The organism is Streptomyces sp. NPDC059582, assembly GCF_042735715.1.
In the GTDB taxonomy this organism is placed as follows: domain Bacteria; phylum Actinomycetota; class Actinomycetes; order Streptomycetales; family Streptomycetaceae; genus Streptomyces.
On record NZ_JBHWCC010000124.1, the window covers coordinates 1 to 1,193 of the forward strand.

Here is a 1,193-nt window from a genome sequence, read left to right on the forward strand (position 1 = left end):
CCGGCCGCGTCCCGGCTGGCGGCGGCGTTGACGCCGGAGGTGGACGCGGTCCTGGCCCGTCACCCGGTCCGTGAACTGCTCACCGCCTCGGCACCGTTGCCGCTGCTGGTCGAGCGGGAACGGGCCCTGTACGGCTCCTGGTACGAGTTCTTCCCCCGCTCCGAGGGCACCCCCACCACCCCGCACGGCACCTTCCGCACCGCCGCCCGCCGGCTGCCCGCGATCGCCGCGATGGGCTTCGACGTCCTCTACCTGCCGCCGATCCACCCCATCGGCACCACCTTCCGCAAAGGCGCCAACAACACCCTCTCCGCCGGACCCCAGGACGTCGGCGTGCCCTGGGCGATCGGCTCCCCCGAGGGCGGACACGACGCCGTCCACCCCGACCTGGGCACCCTCGAGGACTTCGACTGGTTCGTCGCCCGGGCCGCCGAGGCCGGCCTGGAGATCGCCCTCGACTTCGCCCTGCAGTGCTCCCCCGACCACCCCTGGGTCGACAAACACCCCGAGTGGTTCCACCACCGCGCCGACGGCACCATCGCCTATGCGGAGAACCCGCCCAAGAAGTACCAGGACATCTACCCCGTCGCCTTCGACGCCGACCTGGACGGCCTCGTCGCCGAGACCGTCCGCCTCCTGCGCCACTGGATGAGCCACGGCGTGCGGATCTTCCGGGTCGACAACCCCCACACCAAACCCGTCGTCTTCTGGGAACGCGTCATCGCCGACGTCAACCGCACCGACCCCGACGTGATCTTCCTGGCCGAGGCCTTCACCCGCCCCGCCATGATGCGCACCCTGGGCCAGATCGGCTTCCAGCAGTCCTACACCTACTTCACCTGGCGCAACACCAAAGAGGAACTCACCGAGTACCTCACCGAACTCGCCGGCGAGACCGCCGCCTACATGCGGCCCAACTTCTTCGCCAACACCCCCGACATCCTGCACGCCCACCTCCAGCACGGCGGCCGCCCCGCCTTCGAGACCCGCGCCGTCCTCGCCGCCACCCTCTCCCCCACCTGGGGCATCTACAGCGGCTACGAACTGTGCGAGAACACCCCCCTGCGCCCCGGCAGCGAGGAATACCTCGACTCCGAGAAATACCAGCTCCGCCCCCGCGACTGGGACGCCGCCGCCCGCGAGGGCCGCACCATCGCCCCCCTCATCACCCGCCTCAACGACATCCGGCGGCG

Annotated in this window: 1 protein-coding gene; it reads left to right on the top strand. The window is 70.7% G+C overall.

The annotated features are described in order from the left end of the window. Nucleotides 1–1,193 (top strand): maltotransferase domain-containing protein (locus tag ACFV0T_RS42155; RefSeq protein ID WP_385790855.1); only part of this gene is annotated, 1,193 nt, incomplete at both ends.